Origin of the sequence: Cobetia sp. 5-25-4-2 (genome assembly GCF_013374075.1) — a bacterium.
Lineage (GTDB): Bacteria > Pseudomonadota > Gammaproteobacteria > Pseudomonadales > Halomonadaceae > Cobetia > Cobetia marina.
In genome coordinates, this window is sequence record NZ_BLWK01000003.1 from 280720 (window position 1) to 297179 (window position 16460).

Below are 16460 nucleotides of genomic sequence, written 5' to 3' on the forward strand. Positions count from 1 at the left end.
GCAGGGTAAACATGTCCTAACGACGAAGCAGCCGCTCATCGAGGGCATTTCGAAAAACCAGCGCGCAGTCTACCCAAAAGCGGCGATGGCCCCAACCGGCGCAATGATGATCCACGTGATCAGATCGTCGAGTCGGGGCACATCGCGACTCACCGTGCGACGCGGTGATCGATACGCAGCATCAGCGGTGCGTCCGCAGCCTCGTGGCTGACATCAGCATCGGCCTCGGTGCTGCGAGTAACGATGACATTCTCGAGCTTGCCTTCAAGGTCCCCCGACTGCGCCGCCGGCTGACCGGAAGCGGAGATGCGCGCGACGAGAGTGACGCGCTCCGCCATCGAGAGCCGCGCCATCGGGGCCATGGCGTCGTCATCCGAGAGCGTGACCGTCAACGGCAGCGTGTCTGCGGTGGTACGCACCACCGCCAGCGGCGGCAACTTGCCTTCGGCGTCACGCGCCACGATGAACAGGGTCGCCTCGTCAGCACTCACCGGCATCGCCGCCAGCTGCGCCTCGAGTGCGGGGTCCAGCGACACCTTGAGCGTCAGACGTGCAGTGCCTGCCTGACTGTCCTGAGCAGCAGCCGTTGCCGGGCTGTCCAGCGCCACCGAGGCATCGACTTCACCGGCACTCGCCATGCGCTGACGCGCGGCCGCGATGCCTTCACGCAGGGCCTTGGCGGCATCGGGGTTCTCGAAACCGGCAATCGCCTTGCGCCAGTAGTGGATGGCCTCGGGATAGCGGGCTTGCTCGAACGCCTCGATACCCAACAGGCCGAGCACGGTAGGCTGACGCGGGTCGGCTGCCAGCACCTCGTCGACCAGCCCCTGCACCTCATCGGTCAGCGTGCGCTGCGCGGCGAAGAACTTGAGCTGCGCCAGCTGCGCGACCAGCGCGGGCACCCGACCTTCGAGCGCGATCAACGCCTCGAGAGACTGCATCGCCTCATCGAGGCGTCCGGCATCACGATAGAGCGGAAACAGTGCCATCCACACCTTGGCGTTGTCGGGCTGTGCCTCGGCCTCGGCACGCAGACGCGCGATGCGCGCATTGAAGCTGGCGGCATCATGGATCGGCGTGGCGGCAATCGCCTGCGCCAGCGCCAGATCGCCGCTCGCCCCCTCGCGCTGATACCAGTAGAGCGAGCCCGCCACCATCGCTACCAGCAACACGGGCACCAGCACACGACCACTGCCGGCCGCCTTGAGCGGGGAGCGCCTCAAAGCCTCGGCATCCTCCAGCAGACTGCGTTCCAGCTCGACACGCCCTTCCGCCAGCGCCGTGTCATCCAGCTCGCCGCGCGCATGGCCGCGCTCCAGCGAGGCCAGCCGACGTCGATAGACACGCACGTTCTCGGCACCGAGGCTGTCGTTGTCCTCGAAGGCCTGCTGGTCAGCATGCACACGGCGCGCGCGGCGCAGTGGCAGCAATAGCAGCCAACCGGCGGGAAGCAGCAGCACGGCGATCGCCAGCCATAACAGAATCATGAGCGCTCCTTGGCGTCTTGCGGTGCATTGCCGGCATCGCGGTGCCTGTCGAGCAGCGCTGACAGGCGTGCCTGCTCATCATCGTCCAGCGCACGCACCCGTGCCCGTCGCCGGGCCCGCACGATCAAGGCCACGATGAGCAGTCCGAGCGCGATCAGGGCCGCCGGGCCGCCCCACAACAGCCAGGTACGCCCATCGAGGCGCGGATTGTAGAGCACGTACTCGCCGAAACGCGCGACCATGAAATTCTGGATCTCGCTGTCACTGCGACCGTCATTGAGCAGATCCGCCACGTTCTGGCGCATGTCACCGGCGATGGGGGAATCCGAGTCACCGATCGCCTGGTTCTGACACTTGGGGCAGCGCAGCGCGGCCGTCAGGCTGTCGTAGCGCTTCTGCAGCACAGGATTGTCGAACTGATGCACCTCGATGGCGGCCTGCGCCTTGCCAGCCGCCAGCCACGAGAGAAACAGCAGCACGACCAGCGCCTGCACCAGCGGGATGGCGACACTCTTGAGCACGGATTTCATGAGCTGGCCTCCTCGCCGGCGGCACCAGTCGCAGGTTTCGCGATCCGCTCCAGTGTCGGCAGGATGACATCACGGACATCCTCGGGGCGGATGTAGCCGGTGTGGTGATAGCGGATCACGCCCTCGGCATCGACCAGGAAGGTTTCCGGTGCTCCATAGACGCCGAGATCAAACCCCAGGGTGCCGTCCGGGTCGAAGAGATTGACGCTGAACGGGTCACCGAATTCCTCCAGGAACTGCCGGCCCTTGGCACGCGTGTCCTTGTAGTCGACCCCGACCATGTGCACACCACGATTCGCGAGATCCAGCAGCTGCGGCATCTCGTGCTTGCAGGTCGGGCACCACTCGCCCCAGACGTTGACGAGGCTGACCTGGCCCTTGAGCAGCGAGGCATCGAGGCTCGCCTGCGGGTCACCCAGGGTGCTGAGCGAGAATTCAGGGAAGGGGCGCGACAGCAGCGCGGAATCCCGCGCGTAAGGGTCATCATCGAGGCGCTGATAGAGAAAAGCGCCCAGCCCCACCACGACCACCAACGGCAAGAACAGCACCAGACGACGAAGATTCATGGGTGAGCCTCCTGCGTGGTGAGTGAGGGATTGTCGGTCACCGTGCTGGCCTCGACACGCCGACGATAACGGCGATCCAGCACGGCGATCACACCGCCCGCGCCCATCAGCAAGGCGCCAAGCCACAGCCAGCGCACGAAGGGTTTGACCTGGATGCGTACTGCCCAGCTATCGTCATCGAGCTTCTCGCCCATGGCGACGTAGAGGTCACGCGTGAAGCCGGCATCCAGCGCGGTTTCGGTCATCGGCATGCCGCTGGCCAGGAACAGGCGCTTCTCGGGATGCAGCGTCGTCACCGCCTCGCCATCACGACTGACCTCCACCGTGGCGCGGTCGGACAGGTAGTTGGGGCCGCGATACTCGCCAAGTTCGGTCATGCGGAATTGATAGCCGCCCACGCTGACTTCCTTGCCCTGCACCATGCGCACGTTCTCGGCGACCTCGGTATTGGAGACCAGCGTCACGCCGACGATGGTCACCGCCAGGCCCAGATGCGCCAGCTGCATGCCCCAGTAGCTGGGCGTGAGGCGCTTGAGACCTGCCCAGCGCCCTGCCCTGGAGGCACTCTTGTCCCACAGGTCGCGCAGCAGCGGCAGCACCACCCACAGCGCGATGACCAGCCCGAGCGCCACCGAGAGACTCCACTCGATATCCAGCAACAGCGGCAGCAGGCTACCGATGATGAGTGCCGCACCGCCGGAAAGTGCCAGACGGCGTGCAAGCTCGCGCCCCGGCATCTGCTTCCAGCGCGAGGCCGGCCCGAGCCCCATGAAGGCGCACAGCAGCGTGGTCAGCGGCACGAACAGCGCATTGAAGTACGGCGGGCCCACCGAGATCTTGCCCAGCCCCAGCGAATCCAGCACCAGCGGATAGAGGGTGCCCAGCAGCACGGTGACCATCATCACCAGCAGCACGAGGTTGTTGACCAGCAGGAAGGCATCCCGCGACAGCCAGTGGAAGCCGAGCGTCGAGCGCACGCGCGGTGCGCGCAGCGCGAACAGCAACAGTGAACCACCGACGGTGATACCGAGCAGCACGAGGATGAACAGACCGCGGTCCGGGTCACTGGCGAAGGCGTGCACCGAGGTCAGCACGCCGGAGCGCACCAGGAAGGTCCCCAGCAGTGACAGCGAGAAGGCGAAGATCGACAGCAGCACCGTCCAGCTCTTGAAGGCACCGCGCTTCTCGGTGACCGCCAGTGAGTGGATCAGGGCGGTCCCGGCCAGCCACGGCATCAGGGAGGCGTTCTCCACCGGGTCCCAGAACCACCAGCCGCCCCAGCCAAGCTCGTAGTAGGCCCACCAGCTGCCCAGCGCGATGCCAACGGTCAGGAACGCCCAGGCGATGTTGGTCCAGGGGCGCGCCCAGCGTGCCCATGCCGCATCGAGGCGCCCGCCCAGCAGGGCCGCCATCGCGAACGAGAATGCCACCGAGAAACCGACATAGCCCATGTAGAGCATCGGCGGATGGATGATCAGCCCGATGTCCTGCAACAACGGATTGAGATCCGCGCCATCTGCCGGCATGTCCGGCAGCAGACGTGCGAAGGGATTGGAGGTCAGCAGCACGAAGGCCATGAAGCCGGTGGAGATCAATCCCATGATGCCCAGTACCCGCGCCAGCATGTCGCGCGGCAGATCGCGCGCACCCAGCGAGACGGCAAAGCCCCAGCCCGCCAGTATCAGGCTCCACAGCAGCACCGAACCCTCGTGACTGCCCCACACGGCACTGAACTTGAAGTACCACGGCAGCTGGCTGTTGGAGTTGTTGGCGATGTAGGCGACGCTGAAGTCATCCAGCAGGAAGCTCGCGGTCAGGCAGGCATAGGCGATCAGCACGAACAGGAACTGCCCCCAGGCCATCGGCTGGGCGAAGCTCATCCACAGCGGGCGACGCGTGGCGGCTCCCGCCAGCGGCACCACCGCCTGCACGCAGGCCAGACAGGCCCCCAGAATCAGCGCGAAATGGCCGATTTCCGGCAACAGTTGCGTCACCATCACTGCGCCTCCTGAGGTGTTTTCTCTGTCATCCCGGTGTCTATCCTGTCATCCGTCCTGTTGCCAGAGACATCACGTCCGGACGCCTTGAGAGCATCAGACACCTCCGGCGGCATGTACTTCTCGTCATGCTTGGCGAGCACTTCGCTGGCCTCGAGATGCTCACCATCGAAGGTGCCCATCACCACCACGCCCTGCCCTTCACGGAACAGGTCCGGCAGGATGCCCTGATAATGCACCGTCACGTCATGATCGAAATCGGTGACGGTGAAGATGGCATCCAGCGTCTCGTTGTCACGCCTGACACTGCCATCGCGCACCATGCCGCCTGCGCGAATCTGACGCCCCTGGGGCGCCTCGCCACTGGCGATCTGGGTCGGGGTGTAGAAGGCATTGATGTTGGCGCGCAGGGCATAGAGCGTGAGGCCCACCGCGAGGGCGGCCAGCAGCACGATGGCCGTGACGAGATACAGGCGCTGCTTGCGTTTGGGGGTCATGGTCAGGGCTCGATCAGGGCAAGGGACGATCATGCCTCTCGCGACCAGCGGGACGACTGGCACGGGAGGTCGAGAATGGATTCAGGAGCGGGCGGATTCCCGACGCAGGCGACGGCGGATATCAGCCTCCACCGTGCGACGGGACAGCCGCGTGGCGATCACCAGCCCCGCGAGGCACGTCGCCGTCAGGCCCCAGGCGGACCACACATACAGCGCATGGCCACCCATGGCGAAGAACTCGCTGACACTCGAGAAGGCGACATCGGGCAGGCTCATCAGTGATCACCCTCTGTGGAAACGGGGCCTGCAGGCGAATTCTGGCCGGGGCGTGAGTCCGAGTGCGGGCTCAGCAGGTCACGCACCCATTGCTTGCGACTCTCACGCCTCAGCACCTCGACCCGCGTGCGCATCAGCACCAGCGCACCGAACAGGGCGTAGAAGCCGATGACCATCAGCAGCAGCGGAATCCACATGCTGGCCGGCATCGGCGGTGCTTCACTCAGCGTGAAGGTGGCAGGTTGATGCAGTGTGCTCCACCAATCCACCGAATACTTGATGATCGGGATATTGACCATGCCGACCAGCGCCAGAATCGAGGCGGCACGCGAGCCGCTGTCACGACTGGCGAAGGAACCGCGCAGCACGATCACGCCCAGATACAGGAACAGCTGGATCAGCATCGACGTCAGCCGGGCATCCCAGATCCACCAGGTGCCCCAGGTGGGAATGCCCCATACCGAGCCGGAAAACAGCGCCAGCGCCGTCATCAAGGCGCCGACGGGGGCGGCGGCCGTGGCGACCATGTCCGCCAGCTTGATCTTCCAGACAAGGAAGATGAGTGCGCATGCCGCCAGCAGCATGAAGCAGGACTGGGCGAGAATCGCCGCCGGCACATGCACGTAGATGATGCGGAAGCTGTTGCCCTGCTGGTAATCCGCCGGCGCGAAGGCCAGTCCCCAGGCACTGCCGGCCACCAGCGCGAGGATCGCCACGGCCCATAGCCACGGCAGCCAGCGCTGGCTGGCCACGAAGAAGGTCGCCGGTGTGCCCAAGCGATGCAGCCATGGCCACAGCCCGCCCTTGCGCGGGCGAACCTTGCGAGCAGGCGCTTGATGAGAGTCGGAATCGGCGTTCACACGAGCCTCTTGTCAGGGGCGAAAGGATATCTGGCGAAGTGCTGGCGGCACTCAGGCCACCCTCTGCCAGCCGGCAGGGAGCAGGGACTAGCCATTGATGCTCAACCTCAGACCGGCGGCGATGGCAAGCGGCGCCAGCAACAGTGCCAGCGCCAGCATCGCACCCAGCATGGCCAGGTGGGCGGCGCTGGGCATGCCGGTGACGGCGCTCTGCACCGCGCCGGCGCCGAAGATCAGCACGGGAATGTACAGCGGCAGGATGATCAGCGAGAGCAGCACGCCGCCGCGCCGCAGCCCGACCGTCAGCGCCGCGCCGATCGCGCCGATCAGCGACAGGCTCAGACTGCCCAGCGCCAGCGAGGCGATCAGCACCCCGAAGGCGCCGCTCGGCAGCCCCAGCATCACGCCCAGCAGCGGTGCCATCAGCGCCAGCGGCAGACCGGTCAATAGCCAGTGCCCCGCCACCTTGGCCAGCACCAGCAATGGCAACGGCTGGGGTGTCAGCAGCAGTTGCTCAAGGCTACCGTCGTCGAGGTCCTGCCGGAACAGCCCCTCAAGTGACAGCAACGTGGCCAGCAAGGCCGCCACCCACAGCAGCCCCGGCGCCAGTGTCGCCAGCAGCGCCTTGTCCGGCGAGATCCCCAGCGGAAACAGCGTGATCACCAGGGCGAAGAATACCAGCGGGTTGATCAGCTCACTGCGCCGGCGCAACGCCTGACGCAGGTCGCGTCGAAGTGTCGCCTTGAGTGCTCCACCCAACGAGCAGGCAACGGGAGACTCGGACAATGGTGTCAGAGGATCATGTCTCATGCCCAGGCGCCCTCCCTCGACTCCGCGCCAGCGCGTTGCCCAAGGCCTATTCGGCGCAATCGCGAGACATCCGAGAAGCGATGGTGGGTCGTCATCACCACGCTGCCACCCCGCTCGGCGTGCGCCAGCAACAGCGCCTCCAGCGCCTGGACGCCATCGATGTCGATGGCGGTGAAGGGCTCGTCGAGCACCCACAGTCGACGCGGTGTCAGGTGCAATCGCGCCAGGGCGATGCGCCGCTGCTGACCAGCCGACAGCTGCTGGGCCGGGACATCCTCGAAGCCGGCAAGCCCCACGGCGTCCAGCGCTGCCCAGGCGAGCGAGCGTCGCTCCGCGGCGTTTCGAGAAGATGCGGCGTCACCGAGCGCCTGATACCAGGCAAGATTTTCCAATGCCGTCAGCGTGCCCTTGATGCCGGGCTGGTGACCCAGATAGAGCAGTGATCCCAGAAAGTCGTCGCGCACCCGCGAGGCAGGCTGCCCCTGCCAGAGCACTTCGCCTTCGTGATCATGGAACTGCCCGGACAGAATCTTGAGCAGGGTGGTCTTGCCACTGCCATTGGGGCCTTCGATCTGCAGGATCTCGCCCGCCGCGAGGCTGAAGTCGAGCGTCTGGAACAGCCAGCGCTCATCGCGCTCACACCCAAGCGCCCGCACCGCCAGCAAGGGCGGCACGCAACGGGCTTCATCGCTGACTGGCTGGATCGACATCCCGACATCTCGCGGCTGGTCAGTCGCGGAGCGCGACATCAGAGGCTGGTCCCGAGGGATCCAATCGCGTCATTCTACGAGCTGAAGCCGGCACTGGCCACCGGTCGCCCGAATGACGCGACCCGCACGCGTCGAGCCTTGCACGGGAGTCAAGTTCTCGCGCGCTCCATCAGCAAAGCATGGTGCACATTCATACGACACACCCATCGCCTGATTGGCATCGACGACCCACTCACCCCTTGCCACCTCGCGCTGGCTTGCTATGATGCAGACACTGTATACAAAAACAGTGCTCATACAGTATCGTCATCGCATGCCTGGCATTGCCCGGGCAGCAGACCGAACGGGTCGGCTCTCATCGCGTTGTCATCATGTTCGCAGAGCCTATCAGGCCGCAGATGAACTCAGCCTGACGACCTTTCACGCTGCATCGCAGGTCGGCTCCCTCTGCCGACCGCACAGCATCAGGGGATAGCTCATGTCACGTCTTCACGCTCCACACTACCTTCAGCGCCTTCACAATCTGCCGCTCAATGACGAGGCCTGGCAGGAAATCACTGCCAGCGACATGATGGATATCCCGTTGCTCGGCAACATCACCGCCGGCATGCCCATCGAAGCCATCGCCGACTGCGGCACGATCGCCGTGCCGACGCGCATGGTGCGACGCAATACCTACGCCCTGCGCGTTCGCGGCCACTCGATGATCAACTGCAACATCCATGATGGCGACATCATCATCATCGAGCGCAGTGAAAGTGCCGAGAATGGTGAGACCGCCGTGGTGATGATCAACCAGCAGGAAGTGACGCTGAAGAAGCTGTATATCGAGAAGAGCGGTGTACGCCTGCAACCGGCCAACGACAGCATGGCCCCCATCTACCTCAAGAATGCCGATATCGAAGTGCTGGGCATGGTGATGGGTGTCGTTCGCGGCAACACCGTCACTCATTGAGGGCGACGCTTTGCTAAGATGGCACGATGAGCTATCAGATACCTGCACTGGCGCCAGAGGCGCATCACGAGCACAGCATCGAGATCGAGAAGAGCCGCTTCATCGCCTGGCTGGCCCACGCTCCGACACCAGACGCCATGACGCGGCTGCTGGTAAAGGCGCATCTCGCCCATCCCAATGCACGTCATCACTGCACGGCATTCATCGCGGGTGCGCCGAATGAGCAGAATGCCATCGGCTTCTCCGATGACGGAGAGCCGGGTGGTACCGCCGGCAGGCCGATGTATCAGGTACTGGAAGGCAGCGGCGTGGGGCAGATCGCATGCGTGGTGATCCGCTACTTCGGCGGCATCAAGCTGGGCACCGGTGGTCTGGCTCGTGCATACAGCCGTGCCGTGCTCGACGCCCTCGAGCGACTGCCCACCACCACCTTCACGCCGCGTACACCCAGACGCCTCAAGGTCGGATTCGCTCATGAGGCCGACGTGCGTCACTGGCTGAACGGCTACGATGTACCGGTGGATGCCAGCGACTATGCCGCCGATGGCGTGGTGTTGACGGCCGGCTGGCCGCAAGGCGGCGCTCAGCCACCGCTGGAAGAGCTGCATGCGCGCCTCAAGGGCGCACTGGAAGTACTCGAAGACCAAGGCTGAGCGTTTCCAGCCACTGGCTCCTCCCCCAGTGACCTCTGCTTCCCGATAGCACAAACGCCACCGCCGCTCCTCTCAGAGCGGCGGTGGCGTTTTCATTCATCATGCTCAACCAATGTGACTCAGCTACGGCAGATACACCAGGTCAGAGAGCATCTACGTAGTTGGCGATGCCTGTCCTGGCCTCTGACAGAGCTCCCACCTTTTGCTCATCGCCCATGTTGAGGCCTTCAGCGTATACGAAGTGCTGATCCGTGATGCCCATCAGCCCGAGCATCGACTTGAGATGCGGCGTCTGGGAGTCCAGGTCACTGCCCGCATACATCCCGCCACGTGCTGCCAGCACCAGTGCCTGCTTGCCTTCCAGCAGACCCACGGGCCCTTTCTCGGTATAGCGGAAGGTCTCGCCGACACGCAGCACCCGGTCGAACCACGCCTTCATCTGCGTCGGCAGGCCCAGATTGTAGAGCGGTGCCGCGATGACCAGCAGGTCAGCCGCTCTCAGCTCGGCCAGGAAACCATCAGACAGCTCGGCGAGCTTGCGTTGCTCGGCGCTTCGCTCATCCGCCGGCATCATCCATGCCTGCATCTCGGCGGCACCCAGGTGCGGAAGATCGCGCTCGACCAGATCATGATGCGTCAACTGATGCTCGTGACCGGACGCCTGCAAGGCATCCACGAACGCGGAAGCCAGTTCACGAGAGTTGCCTTTTTCTCCGAACAGGGAAGATGAGACCAGCAGAACATTGAGCGGTGTGGCAGACATGGCAGGTTCTCCGCAGACAGAAAGGACGATTTCCCATCACGAGCCAGGCTTGGCACCCGTTGCCCGTGATGGAGAGCTGCCCGCCATGATAGATGAACTCCGTGGCACGAAAAGCGATAAAGATCGCACCAACCATTCGAAAAAATCGACGAAAAAAACGTCATGTCAGGGGAGGTATGCCTCTCCACAGCCACTCAGATCTCGAGATTCTCCTCCTTTTCGCGTCAGAGTCAGCTCGGAGGTCAGCGGATACGGGGTACCTTGCATGGTGTCGAAGCAGGCACCCGGCGTCAGGCTCAGTTTCAGCCACCCCCTGCCGACTGAAGCGCGCGGCAAGCGCGCCGACAGCACCTTGCCATGCTTGCCGTCGTCATTGACCCGATAGGGTAACGTCAACTGACTGAGCGACGATGACTCCTGCTCCTGCTTGCCGCTCTCGTTCCCGGCAACGCCAGAGCTGCTGTCATCGGTGCCTGTAGCGTCCTGCGACACCCGCGCCTTGCCTTGCACGGCACCCAACAGGTCGGGCGATGCCGTCACCGTCATCCGGTTATGCGCTCGATCCAGACTGATACGCCACTCAGGCTCGTGACCCTGTGCCACCAGCAGCGGCTGGTCATCGGGGATCTGGATGGTGCGCTGATCATCCTGAACGCACTCAAGATTGCCGCGCGCATTGTGCAGCGTGGCTTCCCGCCCCTTGAACCAGACTTCCAGTTCACGGGCTCCCCCCTCCGCCTGTTGACGCTGCCGCTCGGAGACCGGGGCGTCATTGGCCCGATAGCGGGCACCGGAAGCACTCACCACATGCCCCAGGGCGTAGGCATGCTGACGCGACCATAGCCGCAGCCAGCCTTCAGCAGTCGCCTCCTGAGGGGTGTCCGTCGCCACAGAGACGGGAGGCCTGCCCCTCGCGTCTTGTCCATCACTGAAGGCCATCAACAGATCCTGCGCCGGCGTACAGCGCCAGACCTGATACTCGCTGGCCCCCCGGGGCGGCAGGAAGGTCGCGGGCAATGTCACCGCCGGCGCCTGACCCAACGACTCGGCACTGGGTGCCCTGGGCTTGACTGGTTTCGTGGCAGGACGCACTTCAGGAATCTTCAGCGGTGCCGGCATCACCTGCGCACTCGGCGCATCACGCGATTCATCCGACAGCATGGAGCAGCCACTCAGCAGCGCCATCATCGACACGCACAGGATATTGGCCGAGGCGCCTGTCGAGATACCTGTCGCAGTGCATGTCGAGATAGTGGCCACCTGACGCCCGCCACGCCAAGGCGAGACATCTGGCGCCGAACAGGCAGCGGCCCTCGTATGATCCGGGCGCGAATGAAACGGAAACATGAAAAGCCCTCCCTGGGCATGCCTGACGACAGAAAGTAACGCACCGCACTCCGCTGGAGGCGGCGACACAGCGTGATTTCAAGGCGTAGAGAGCAACGCCATCCTGGCGCATGAAGAAAGTCTATCAAGCGCAGCCAGCCTTGTGGGCCTCGATTCACGGCAATTCCCATGAGGTGCCGTCATCATGAAGACACTGGCACTGCCTGCATGAGACGCCTCCCTCGGCGATGGCCATGCCGAGATCCATCAGGCTCAGGGGGAATGCCCAACGGAGCTCATTGACGCTTCCTCGCGCAGCAGCGATTGACCTGCGCAGCACTTCGCCCAAGAATTGAATGAAAATGAACTGTTCACTCATCCAAATGAGCAAAACTCATCATGCTCGAACTACGCCATCTCCGCACGCTGCTGGCACTGCGTGATGCCGGCTCGCTGGTCGAGGCTGCCGAGCGCATCCACCTCACCCAGTCCGCCCTCTCACATCAACTGAAGGACCTGGAAGAGCGCCTGGGCACGCCGCTGTTCATTCGCAAGACGCGCCCGGTCGAGTTCACCCGTGCAGGGCAACGCCTGCTGTCACTGGCAGAACAGGTACTGCCGCAATTTCGCATGGCAGAGCGTGACATCGCGCGCATGGCAGGCAGTGAGCAAGGACGGCTGCATATGGCCATCGAATGCCACAGTTGCTTCCAATGGCTGATGCCGACGGTGGATCGCTTCCGGGATCACTGGCCGGAGATCGAGGTCGACATTCCTTCGGGCCATAGCTTCTCTCCCCTCCAGGCGCTGGGTCGCGAGCAGCTGGACCTGGTCATCACGGCCAATCCGGTGGAGATGACCGGTATCCAGTACCTGCCGCTGTTCCGCTACGAAGTCATGCTGGCCGTGGCACGCCAGCATGCACTGGCTCTCAAGGGCCGTGTGGAACCGGAAGACCTGCAGGAAGAAGTGCTGATCATCTACCCTGTCGAGCATGACCGGCTGGACGTGTTCACCCAGTTCCTCGAACCCGCCAGCATCAGCCCTCGCGAGATCCGCCATGCCGAGATGACGGTCATGATGATGCAGCTTGTCGCCAGCGGTCGCGGCGTGACGGCACTGCCCAACTGGGCATTGGCCGAATACCTGACCCGCGATTACGTCCGTGGCCTGCCTCTGGGCGACGGAATCTGGGCGACGCTCTATGCCGCGGTGCGAGAGGATCTGCTGGGCACTCCCTGGATGGATGATTTCCTGCGCACTGCCCGCGAGACCTCCTTTGAGGTGCTCAGCGGCGTGAAGCCAGCCTGAGCCAATGCCCCAGGGCATCTCCGGACAACCACTTGAACGACAAGAGCCCCGTCCCACTGCGCTTCTCGTGCAATGGGACGGGGCTCTTGTTCATGGCATGCCTCTGCGGGGCGTACCAGGTCACCGATACTGCATTTTTTTCACGCACACAAACAGAAGCGCCCCAGCATGAGCTGGGGCGCTTCTAGACATCTATCATCTCACACGGAACGAATTCCGCAGCGAGTGATGATCAGTCGATAGCCTTGACGTTGGCTGCCTGCAGGCCTTTCTGGCCCTGAGTCACGTCGAAGGAGACCTGCTGGCCGTCCTGCAGGGTCTTGAAGCCTTCTGCCTGGACTTCGGAGAAGTGAACGAACAGATCGTCACCGCCGTCAGCCGGAGCAATGAAACCAAAACCTTTCGCGTCGTTGAACCACTTAACTGTACCAGTTGCCATGAGAAATTCCTCTCTGATTAGCATGTTTGAAATAACGGGCATTACCCGAAGAGCGTGGGCAAAGCAAAACCATGCATCAAATCAGCGAGGCGTTTCGGGGCGCTCAAGGCGTTTTACCGAGCAGCACAGGCGACTGAGTGGTGCGTCTTGCTATCCAACAGGGGTTACCTTGCACCTTAAGCCATGATCCCGTCAAGCCTTTTCGGTAATGATGTCATCTATCATGAAGACGCTGCCAGGCAAGCCAGGTGGCATAGCCCCCTGCAGGCAGCTGAAGATTGGGCGCGTCCGTGCCCAGCAGCAGTGACTCTCCGGTGAGCTGGACTCGCCGCGCCAGCGTCACGCCACTCCAGTCCGCGATGCTCGCGACGTCTACCTGATGACGGACCTCCTGACGCCGCTCATCCCAGCACCAGCGCCCACAATAGGCAAAGCCCTGCCGAAAGGCCGCCATCAATTGATCATCAGTGGGCGCCACCCCTAGAGGTTCACGCTCACGAGCCGCCAGCTGAACGCTCATGAAGCCATTGGGGAGATAGTGCAGCTGACCTGCACACCTCCCCAATGGCTCCCATTCACGCCCATCCGGCCAGGCATACCAGAAGCGTTGCAGCTCCCAGGAGCCGATCAATGCGTCATGCAGAGCCCCGACGTCACGGCTCGCATCTTGCAGATTCATCCACTTGCCCTCCTCGCTGATGACATCGCTTCGCACCACTGCGTATCACGATAGAGTAGCATCGCTCAGGTGCGCTGCCCGTCATCCCCCTCCCCGGGGGTCACGGGCGGCAAGGAAGGAGGCGCCTCACGTCCCAGCTTGCTGCTGGACAAGGGCAGCAGCAGGCTGAAACGTGCCCCTTTCAGGGCGATGCCTCGATCGACCACCACGCTTCCGCCATGAGAGTGCATGATCTTCTGCACGATGGAGAGCCCCAGGCCATAGCCACCTGAAGATCGCGTGCGTGAATCATCCAGTCGCGCGAATGGCTTGAAGACCTTCTTGCGGTCCTCCTCGCCCACGCCGGGGCCATCATCCTCGACATCGATGCGCACCACCTGCGGGTCTCTGGAGATGCGCACCAGCACACGTGAATCTGCATGCCGACAGGCATTCGAGACCAGATTCTGCAGCGCACGCTGCAGATAGCGTGCCTCCGCCTCCACATCAAAGGCACCGCCTTCAATGCTCAGCAGCAGCTCAGGATGCAGTGGCGCCAGGGTTTCACAGACCTGCTCCGCCACTTCCCGACAGTCCACCGCCCCCAGATCCAGCTGAACCCCGGCGGCGTCATTGAGGCGTGCATAGGTCAGGATCTCGTCGATCAGCTTGTCGAGCTCCTCGATGTCACCATCGGCGCCCTTGATCTGCCGGAGCACGAAATCATCATCCACCATGTCCTCGATCATCTGCAGCGCGAAGCGGATACGTGCCACCGGGGTACGCAGCTCGTGGGAGACGGCGCGAATCATGTCCTGCTGGGCTCCCAGCAATCCCTGCACGCGTTCGGCCATGCCATTGAAGGCCATGCCGAGACGGCCAAGAAAGTCATTGGTCTCGATCCTGACCCGCGTATCGAGGTAGCCGCCGGCAATCCGGGTCGCCGCCTTCTCCAGTCGAGTCAACCGTGCCTCCAGCGAACGCACGACCAGATAGATGACACCCCCCAACAGGCTGATGACGGCCAGAATCATGGCAACGATCAATGCCGCCGGGGTCGTCTCGAAGACCTGCAGCGGCCCGACCTTGATCAGGTTGTGACCCTCCAGGCGGGTATAGAGCGCCAGCGCCTGTCCATGGCTTGCCATGTTGAGCACCACTCGCTGGTCGTTGATCCGCCCGACCTGTTGCGCATCCAGCCCGTTGGGCATGTCAGGCAATTGAGCGAAGGCCAGCCCGGAGGCATCCTGCAGCTCCGACAACAGAGCGACACGCTGCTCCGGTGCCATGGGCAACAAGGTTTCCCGCAGCAACGACATCAATCCCCGCAACTGTCGCTCAGCCAGATGCAGCAGCCTGAGCTCCAGCACCTGCTCCTCACCCGGCACCTGCATCAGTAGCTGCCAGCCGGCATCCTGATGCTCATGCACCAGAGGCCGGCCGGCAGCCAGACGGCGCTTCTCCCACCAGTTGAGGTCGAATACCTCGACAGGCGCCAGCATCAGCCGCGCATCCAGCAGGCGCGAGGAGCGCTCCAGCAGGCTCGACCTTTCGGCAGGAGGCGCCTCGGCCACCTGCCGGGTCAGCAGCAGCATCGGCGCCGCCCCCAGGCGGGTCTGGTAGGCCTCGAGTCGGACAGCGTTGGTCAGCTGATAACCGCCCAACGCCACGCCCAGCGTCAGGAGCAACGCCAGCAGCAGCACCACGTAGACGCGCAGGAAGATACTGTCAGACAGCGCACGCCGCATGAATCAGAGGTCCTTGACGAACAGGTAACCCTTGCTGCGTACCGTCTTTATCCGCTCAGGGTGATTGGGGTCATCACCGATCTTGGGCCGGATGCGCGAGACGCGCACGTCAATGGAGCGATCCTGGCCGTCATACTTGATGCCACGCAGCGCCGAGAAGATCTCTTCACGAGTCAGCACGCGCCCGGCATTGGAAGACAGCAGCCACAGCAGATCGAACTCGGCACTGGTCAGCTCGATACGCTCACGCGCCAGCCAGGCTTCACGGGTAGCGTTGTCGATCTCCAGGTCATTGAAGACGAGACGCGTCTCGCCTGCCGCCTCTTCCGGGCCGTCGGCCCGCCTGAGCAAGGCACGCATGCGCGCCAGCAACACGCGAGGCTGCACCGGCTTGGGCACGTAGTCATCGGCGCCCATCTCGAGGCCCAGCACCTGATCCATGTCATCAGTACGTGCCGTCAGCATCAGAATGGGGCCGGAGAACTGGGGCCGCACGCGACGACAGATGGACAGGCCATCCTCGCCCGGCAGCATCAGATCGAGGATCACGATGTCGGGGCGCAGGCTGATGATCAGGTCCACTGCCCGGCCGCCATCGTGTTCGACGCTGACGCGGAAGTTGTTGGCTTCGAGATACTCACGCGTCAATGTCGCCAGACGCTCGTCATCCTCGACAATCAGTACATGTTCTTGCGCATTGGTATCCAAGGGCATTCCATCCGCATCGTTGGGTCGGCGTGGCCAGCGGCTCACAGGGAGTTACCGTCCTGTGCCACGTCGTAACCTTTTCAGGGTGATTTGTCACGAATGATACGCCAATTTGGGGATTTACGCGCCAGCTGTCCCGCACACATGCGCACTGACGAGGGGCAAA

The 16460-nt window shown here is 63.4% G+C and carries 18 protein-coding genes; 3 read left to right on the forward strand and 15 right to left on the reverse strand.

Annotated elements, in window-relative coordinates; genetic code table 11:
* Positions 1-149 precede the first annotated feature (149 nt).
* The 9 genes from ccmI to ccmA all read right to left on the reverse strand — a co-directional run bounded on the left by ccmI (position 150) and on the right by ccmA (position 7733).
* Entirely contained in the window at positions 150-1487 is a 1338-nt protein-coding gene (gene ccmI, locus HXS65_RS08675) for a c-type cytochrome biogenesis protein CcmI (RefSeq protein ID WP_176493674.1), read from the reverse strand.
* Positions 1484-2017, reverse strand: coding sequence for a cytochrome c-type biogenesis protein (locus HXS65_RS08680; RefSeq protein WP_103751472.1), 534 nt, complete (start codon positions 2015-2017; stop codon positions 1484-1486). Before HXS65_RS08680 ends, ccmI begins: the two co-directional genes overlap by 4 nt.
* A complete protein-coding gene (locus HXS65_RS08685) occupies positions 2014-2583 on the reverse strand; it encodes a DsbE family thiol:disulfide interchange protein (RefSeq protein ID WP_176493675.1) in 570 nt (189 codons plus the stop codon). Before HXS65_RS08685 ends, HXS65_RS08680 begins: the two co-directional genes overlap by 4 nt.
* On the reverse strand, positions 2580-4580 hold the full coding sequence (locus HXS65_RS08690; RefSeq protein WP_084209385.1) for a heme lyase CcmF/NrfE family subunit: 2001 nt from the start codon (positions 4578-4580) through the stop codon (positions 2580-2582). The genes HXS65_RS08685 and HXS65_RS08690 overlap by 4 nt, the downstream gene beginning before the upstream one ends.
* Entirely contained in the window at positions 4580-5077 is a 498-nt protein-coding gene (ccmE, locus tag HXS65_RS08695) for a cytochrome c maturation protein CcmE (protein ID WP_176493676.1), read from the reverse strand. Before ccmE ends, HXS65_RS08690 begins: the two co-directional genes overlap by 1 nt.
* Positions 5078-5158: 81 nt before the next feature.
* A complete protein-coding gene (gene ccmD / locus HXS65_RS08700; RefSeq protein ID WP_176493677.1) occupies positions 5159-5353 on the reverse strand; it encodes a heme exporter protein CcmD in 195 nt (64 codons plus the stop codon).
* Positions 5353-6150 carry a heme ABC transporter permease gene (locus tag HXS65_RS08705; protein WP_176493757.1) on the reverse strand — a complete coding sequence of 266 codons (798 nt, stop codon included), beginning with the start codon at positions 6148-6150 and terminating at the stop codon, positions 5353-5355. Before HXS65_RS08705 ends, ccmD begins: the two co-directional genes overlap by 1 nt.
* Before the next feature lie 150 nt (positions 6151-6300).
* Positions 6301-7023 (reverse strand): heme exporter protein CcmB, encoded by a 723-nt coding sequence (gene ccmB / locus HXS65_RS08710; RefSeq protein WP_077378925.1) that lies wholly within the window; start codon positions 7021-7023, stop codon positions 6301-6303.
* Positions 7020-7733, reverse strand: a complete 714-nt coding sequence (gene ccmA / locus HXS65_RS08715) for a cytochrome c biogenesis heme-transporting ATPase CcmA (RefSeq protein ID WP_176493758.1) — start codon at positions 7731-7733, stop codon at positions 7020-7022. The genes ccmB and ccmA overlap by 4 nt, the downstream gene beginning before the upstream one ends.
* 478 nt (positions 7734-8211) lie before the next feature.
* Here ccmA and HXS65_RS08720 point away from each other — a divergent pair, with 478 nt between their 5' ends.
* Both HXS65_RS08720 and HXS65_RS08725 read left to right on the forward strand, forming a co-directional pair.
* The gene (locus tag HXS65_RS08720) at positions 8212-8688 is read left to right on the forward strand and encodes a LexA family transcriptional regulator (protein ID WP_176493678.1); all 477 of its coding nucleotides are present in this window, start codon (positions 8212-8214) and stop codon (positions 8686-8688) included.
* Positions 8689-8714: 26 nt separating this feature from the next.
* Complete coding sequence (locus HXS65_RS08725; protein ID WP_136939070.1) at positions 8715-9341, forward strand: YigZ family protein; 627 nt, start codon at positions 8715-8717, stop codon at positions 9339-9341.
* Between the two features lie 142 nt (positions 9342-9483).
* On the opposite strand, the gene HXS65_RS08730 is transcribed toward HXS65_RS08725, so the two are convergent.
* Together HXS65_RS08730 and HXS65_RS08735 are read right to left on the reverse strand one after the other, a co-directional pair.
* A complete protein-coding gene (locus HXS65_RS08730; protein ID WP_176493679.1) occupies positions 9484-10104 on the reverse strand; it encodes an FMN-dependent NADH-azoreductase in 621 nt (206 codons plus the stop codon).
* Between the two features lie 165 nt (positions 10105-10269).
* Positions 10270-11292 carry an MliC family protein gene (locus HXS65_RS08735; RefSeq protein WP_176493680.1) on the reverse strand — a complete coding sequence of 341 codons (1023 nt, stop codon included), beginning with the start codon at positions 11290-11292 and terminating at the stop codon, positions 10270-10272.
* Positions 11293-11829: 537 nt separating this feature from the next.
* Between HXS65_RS08735 and HXS65_RS08740 the strand changes: the two genes are divergently transcribed.
* On the forward strand, positions 11830-12741 hold the full coding sequence (locus tag HXS65_RS08740; RefSeq protein WP_176493681.1) for a LysR family transcriptional regulator: 912 nt from the start codon (positions 11830-11832) through the stop codon (positions 12739-12741).
* 232 nt (positions 12742-12973) lie between these two features.
* Here the strand turns inward: HXS65_RS08740 and HXS65_RS08745 are convergent, their stop codons facing one another.
* The 4 genes from HXS65_RS08745 to HXS65_RS08760 all read right to left on the reverse strand — a co-directional run bounded on the left by HXS65_RS08745 (position 12974) and on the right by HXS65_RS08760 (position 16294).
* Complete coding sequence (locus tag HXS65_RS08745; protein WP_077378903.1) at positions 12974-13180, reverse strand: cold-shock protein; 207 nt, start codon at positions 13178-13180, stop codon at positions 12974-12976.
* 214 nt (positions 13181-13394) lie between these two features.
* Positions 13395-13859: a lipocalin-like domain-containing protein gene (locus HXS65_RS08750; RefSeq protein ID WP_176493682.1), complete on the reverse strand. Its 465-nt coding sequence runs from the start codon at positions 13857-13859 to the stop codon at positions 13395-13397.
* A 65-nt stretch (positions 13860-13924) separates the two neighbouring features.
* The gene (locus tag HXS65_RS08755) at positions 13925-15586 is read right to left on the reverse strand and encodes a HAMP domain-containing histidine kinase (RefSeq protein ID WP_077378898.1); all 1662 of its coding nucleotides are present in this window, start codon (positions 15584-15586) and stop codon (positions 13925-13927) included.
* 3 nt (positions 15587-15589) lie between these two features.
* On the reverse strand, positions 15590-16294 hold the full coding sequence (locus tag HXS65_RS08760) for a winged helix-turn-helix domain-containing protein (protein ID WP_371861098.1): 705 nt from the start codon (positions 16292-16294) through the stop codon (positions 15590-15592).
* Between the last annotated feature and the right edge of the window lie 166 nt (positions 16295-16460).